At 47.1% G+C, this 4,618-nt stretch carries 3 protein-coding genes and 3 tRNA genes; 1 reads left to right on the forward strand and 5 read right to left on the reverse strand.

The annotated features are described in order from the left end of the window. Positions 1-267: 267 nt before the first annotated feature. The 3 genes from NY07_RS18660 to NY07_RS18670 form a co-directional block, all read right to left on the reverse strand. A tRNA-Gly gene (locus tag NY07_RS18660) sits at positions 268-341 on the reverse strand. Between the two features lie 36 nt (positions 342-377). After that, positions 378-462 (reverse strand) — tRNA-Tyr (locus tag NY07_RS18665). A 7-nt stretch (positions 463-469) separates the two neighbouring features. Further along, positions 470-545 (reverse strand) — tRNA-Thr (locus NY07_RS18670). A 235-nt stretch (positions 546-780) separates the two neighbouring features. Here NY07_RS18670 and coaA point away from each other — a divergent pair. Continuing rightward, positions 781-1,731 (forward strand): type I pantothenate kinase, encoded by a 951-nt coding sequence (gene coaA, locus NY07_RS18675; RefSeq protein WP_033540862.1) that lies wholly within the window; start codon positions 781-783, stop codon positions 1,729-1,731. A gap of 44 nt (positions 1,732-1,775) precedes the next feature. On the opposite strand, the gene birA is transcribed toward coaA, so the two are convergent. Together birA and murB are read right to left on the reverse strand one after the other, a co-directional pair. Further along, entirely contained in the window at positions 1,776-2,735 is a 960-nt protein-coding gene (birA, locus tag NY07_RS18680; protein ID WP_033540863.1) for a bifunctional biotin--[acetyl-CoA-carboxylase] ligase/biotin operon repressor BirA, read from the reverse strand. Beyond that, positions 2,728-3,768 (reverse strand): UDP-N-acetylmuramate dehydrogenase, encoded by a 1,041-nt coding sequence (murB, locus tag NY07_RS18685; protein WP_033540864.1) that lies wholly within the window; start codon positions 3,766-3,768, stop codon positions 2,728-2,730. The genes birA and murB overlap by 8 nt, the downstream gene beginning before the upstream one ends. Positions 3,769-4,618 lie beyond the last annotated feature (850 nt).

Below are 4,618 nucleotides of genomic sequence, written 5' to 3' on the forward strand. Positions count from 1 at the left end.
TTGTTTTACCATGGTCAACGTGACCGATGGTGCCCACGTTTACGTGAGGTTTGCTACGTTCAAATTTTTCTTTAGCCATGGTATTGCCCCAATTAAGAGATACTTGGTGATGAAATCTACATACAACAAAAAATCCGATGCCTAAAATGTCATCGAATCGATTTAATTAAGATAATTACGGAAGCTTAGTTTGGCAGGCTGAAGGCAGTTTATCGAGAACTGGACCCGAAAGGGCGGCTCATAGATACGGGCACAATCAGCGAAAATTGGAGCGGATGGCGGGAATCGAACCCGCGTTATCAGCTTGGAAGGCTGGAGTAATACCATTATACGACATCCGCGCAACCTAACTAAGGTTACCTAACTACCTAGAAAAATGGTGGAGGGAGAAGGATTCGAACCTTCGAAGGCTGAGCCGTCAGATTTACAGTCTGATCCCTTTGGCCACTCGGGAACCCCTCCAGAGAAATGGTGCCGGCACCAAGAGTCGAACTCGGGACCTACTGATTACAAGTCAGTTGCTCTACCAACTGAGCTATGCCGGCGTGTCATTTCGGTAGCGGATATTAGGTAATAGTGAGCACAAGTGCAATACCTAATTTTAAAAATATGCAAAAAAATCATTTAAACGACGTTTTTTCAGCCACGAAAGCACAATAAAGTTCACTATTTATCCATAATAGTCCGTAAGCCTGATAGCCTAGAATGGAATCGCATTTTTGGTGTTGTTCCCCTGAGGACGATGGTGTACTGTGCCTTGCCTAAGGGGAGATTTTATTCATGCACGTCGACAACCAAATACATAATGCACTCTATCTTGCCTTTGCCCGTCAGCAGTGGGCAGAGTTGCGAAAATCAGTGCCGTTAACACTCAGCGAATCCGATCTTGACGACCTGCGTGGCATCAACGAATCTATCTCCCTCGATGAAGTGACCGACATCTATCTCCCTCTGAGCCGCCTGCTCAATCTCATCGTCGGCGGCAAGCAGCAGAGAGGACTGGTATTGAGTCAGTTCCTCGGTCGAGTGCCACCTAAACGTCCTTATATTATCAGCATCGCTGGCAGCGTCGCGGTAGGAAAGAGTACTACGGCGCGTATCCTACAAGCCTTATTACGCCAATGGCCAGAGCATCCTAAGGTCGACTTGGTAACCACAGATGGTTTTCTCTACCCATTATCTGAACTGAAACGTCGAGGACTTTTACAGCGTAAAGGCTTTCCAGAAAGCTATGATATGAAGATGCTGGTTGAGTTTATCTCTAAGATTAAGGCAGGTGAGAGCTTAGTACATGCGCCTATCTATTCTCATATAAGCTACGACAGGATTGCCGATACCCAACAGGCGATACAACAGCCAGATATTCTGATAATAGAAGGGCTCAATGTTTTACAAACCGGACAAGACACCCACGTAGCAATTCAGCAGCCTTTCGTGTCGGATTTCGTCGACTTCTCCATCTATGTAGATGCTGAAGAACCGCTATTAAAAGACTGGTATATTTCTCGCTTCTTAAAGTTCCGCTCCGGTGCCTTTAGCGATCCTAACTCATACTTTCATCACTACTCAGAGTTGAGTGACGATGAGGCGACTAAGATAGCTGGCAATATTTGGGATAGCATCAACGGGCCTAACCTTAATCTCAATATCCAACCCACTAGAGATAGAGCACACCTGATCTTACGCAAGGGAACCGATCATATGATGCACCAGGTGCTACTGCGTAAATAAAACCTCCTAAAAAAAACGGCCGCTAATTAACGGCCGTTTGTCTATTAGACGGGACGCATGGAGATCTCTCCCCCCACAAAGGCTTTTATTCCCTGCTCGGTTTTCAGTAATATGGCGCCCTGCTCATCGATACCGCAGCAGATCCCCTCAACGCTATTATCTCCCATCAGCAATTTAATCGGCTGCCCATCAAACAGATCAGCCTCACGCCATCTTTGCTGAAATGCCTTAAGACCCTGCTGCTGGAATAACTCTAGATCCCGAACCAGTTGCTGCTGCAGTGCAACCATCAAATCTGTCTTATCAGGCTGCTGCGCAAGTTCTGACAGATCGCTCCAGGGCTGATCTATCTTATCGGCCTGCGCCGGTGACATTGAGAGGTTGATGCCTATACCAATAACCAGATCGCAAACACTGTCTGCCTGGCCACTCATCTCAATTAAAATGCCTGCCAGCTTCTTATGATTCAGATAGATATCATTGGGCCATTTAACCCCAATTCCCTCAACACCCAGACTGCGAAGCACTGTCACTAACGAACAAGCAACCACCAAGCTTAAGCCCATCGCCTGAGCCATTCCTTGAGAAAATTGCCAATAAAAAGAAGTATAAAGATGACAACCGTAAGGCGAGACCCACTGACGACCACGACGACCACGACCAGCCGACTGATACTCGGCCACGCAGATATCACCGCTACTCAGCTCATTGACATGGCCCAATAAGAAACCGTTGGTCGTAGCGATCTCATTGAAATAGAAGCAGCGATTTTTTACCCCCTGCTTAAGACGCGCCTCATCGATCAAAGACACAGGCGTAGCAAGTCGATACCCTTTGCCTTTCACACTATAGATATCGACACCAAACTCTTCTAAGTTGGCCACCTGCTTGCTCACCGCAGCACGAGAAATCCCCAGTTCACTTGCCAATGCCTCGCCAGAGACGAAGCTACCTTGGCTGAGTAGGCGAATAATATCCCGACGACGGGCCCATTGATCATGCATCAGCTAATTCCTTCTGTCCGGTAGCACCGATAATCCTCGGCTCAACTTCCAACATTACGCCAAACTCTTCATATATCCTATCTACCACTAACTTGGCTAGGTTACACACATCCTGACCTGTACACTCGCCCTTGTTGACGATCACTAGCGCCTGCTTTAAATGAACCGAAGCGTCACCCACAGACACTCCTTTAAGGCCAGCTTTATCGATCAACCAACCAGCGGCTAACTTAACCAGTGAATCCTCCAGGTGATAGCCGACAATGTCTGCATATTGCTGCTTAAGCGCGTTGAATTTTTGCTGGCTAACCACAGGGTTCTTAAAGAAACTGCCCACATTACCTAACAGGGCAGGATCGGGCAATTTAGCCATGCGCGTCTCGCAGATGCAGTTGAACACCTCTCTAGGGGTAATGCCTTGAGTACGCTCGCTTAATTCCTGCAGTGGTCCATAACTGAGATTAGGTTGCCAGGCCTTGGGCAACATAAAGCCCACCCGCAAGATCACGGCGCGATTTCTTAGGGCATTCTTGAAGATGGATTCTCGATAGGCAAACTCGCAATCACTGCCATTAAGCCGTTTTATCTGGCCACTTGGTAGGTCAAGATACTCTACCCAATCGCAGAACTGCGCAAACTCAACGCCATAGGCACCTATATTCTGAATGGGCGCAGCACCAACAGAACCAGGAATCAACGCAAGGTTCTCGAGTCCTGGCATCTCATTATCGAGACAGAACTTAATCAGCTCATGCCACACCTCACCTGCCTCGACCTTGAGGTAATAGTACTGATCATCCTGACTCACCTCGATCCCCTTGGTCTCTACCAATACCGCAGTCCCTTGAAAGGTTTCAGTCAGTACAATATTGCTACCACCACCTATCAGCAATAGCGGCTCTTGCTGCTTAAAGGCCTGCAAACAGACGGCAAGCAGCTCAGCATCCTGTTTTGCTCTAACCAATCGAAAGCAGTCAGCCTTGAGGCCCAGGGTATTAAATTGCGTTAAAGAATCTGTAATTTTGGAGTCCATAGAGGAAGCGTGATTTATGTCAGTTAGCCCAAAAAGCCATTGTAACGTATCTGGTCCGAGCAACCTAAATCCCAACAAAGATTAATCTCGATAGAGCTCATGATTCACTTATCAATGGACACTGAGAATGGAAAGGATTGTACCGTTCGTTAATCGACACTTGTTAAAGGAGTACTCATACAGTTGCTAACACTTCGGAGACTCGTATTGACTAACTAAAAGCATTTTGTCACTCACGTTTATAGAAAGCCGTATCTCACATGGGCACGTAAGGTATCCGCTTATCAAGCAAAGCTTGATAAATGACTGCGGCACGAAGCAGTTAGGCTGATAACTGGGGGAAAGGCGCATAGGTGTTAGATGTGCCGAATGTCATAAACGCAGGATGCTGTTTATGACCAAGCTCAGCGGCGGGCGACCGCGATGGATGGCGGAAGTGTCGATATAGAAGGAGCATTTATCGACCGACGTCGGGAGTAGGCATTCATGCCTACATCAGTGGAGAAGCCACCTGACTTTAATTAAGCTGCTTTCGAGAAGGTGCGACAATAATTTAATAAGCCGCAAACGCAAAAAAGCCACCTTATTCAGGTGGCTTCTTTACTTAAATAGGCGCCTGTCATGGCCAGCTTCGAGCAAAGCTCTCCGCGTTCACCCCTTGCATCAAACTTCGTTTGATAAACACAAGTGCTTGACCCTACTTCACATGGAAAGGTGGCATGCTTTGCATGCTCTCTCTTCTTCCCCATGTTCGAGTAGATATTTCAAAAGCTGTTAAACGAAAAATCCCCAGCACGTAGTGCTGGGGATTTCTCGTTTATTAGGCGCCTGGAAATGACCTACTCTCACA

Source organism: Shewanella sp. ECSMB14101 (assembly GCF_000773485.1).
Taxonomy (GTDB): domain Bacteria; phylum Pseudomonadota; class Gammaproteobacteria; order Enterobacterales; family Shewanellaceae; genus Shewanella; species Shewanella marisflavi.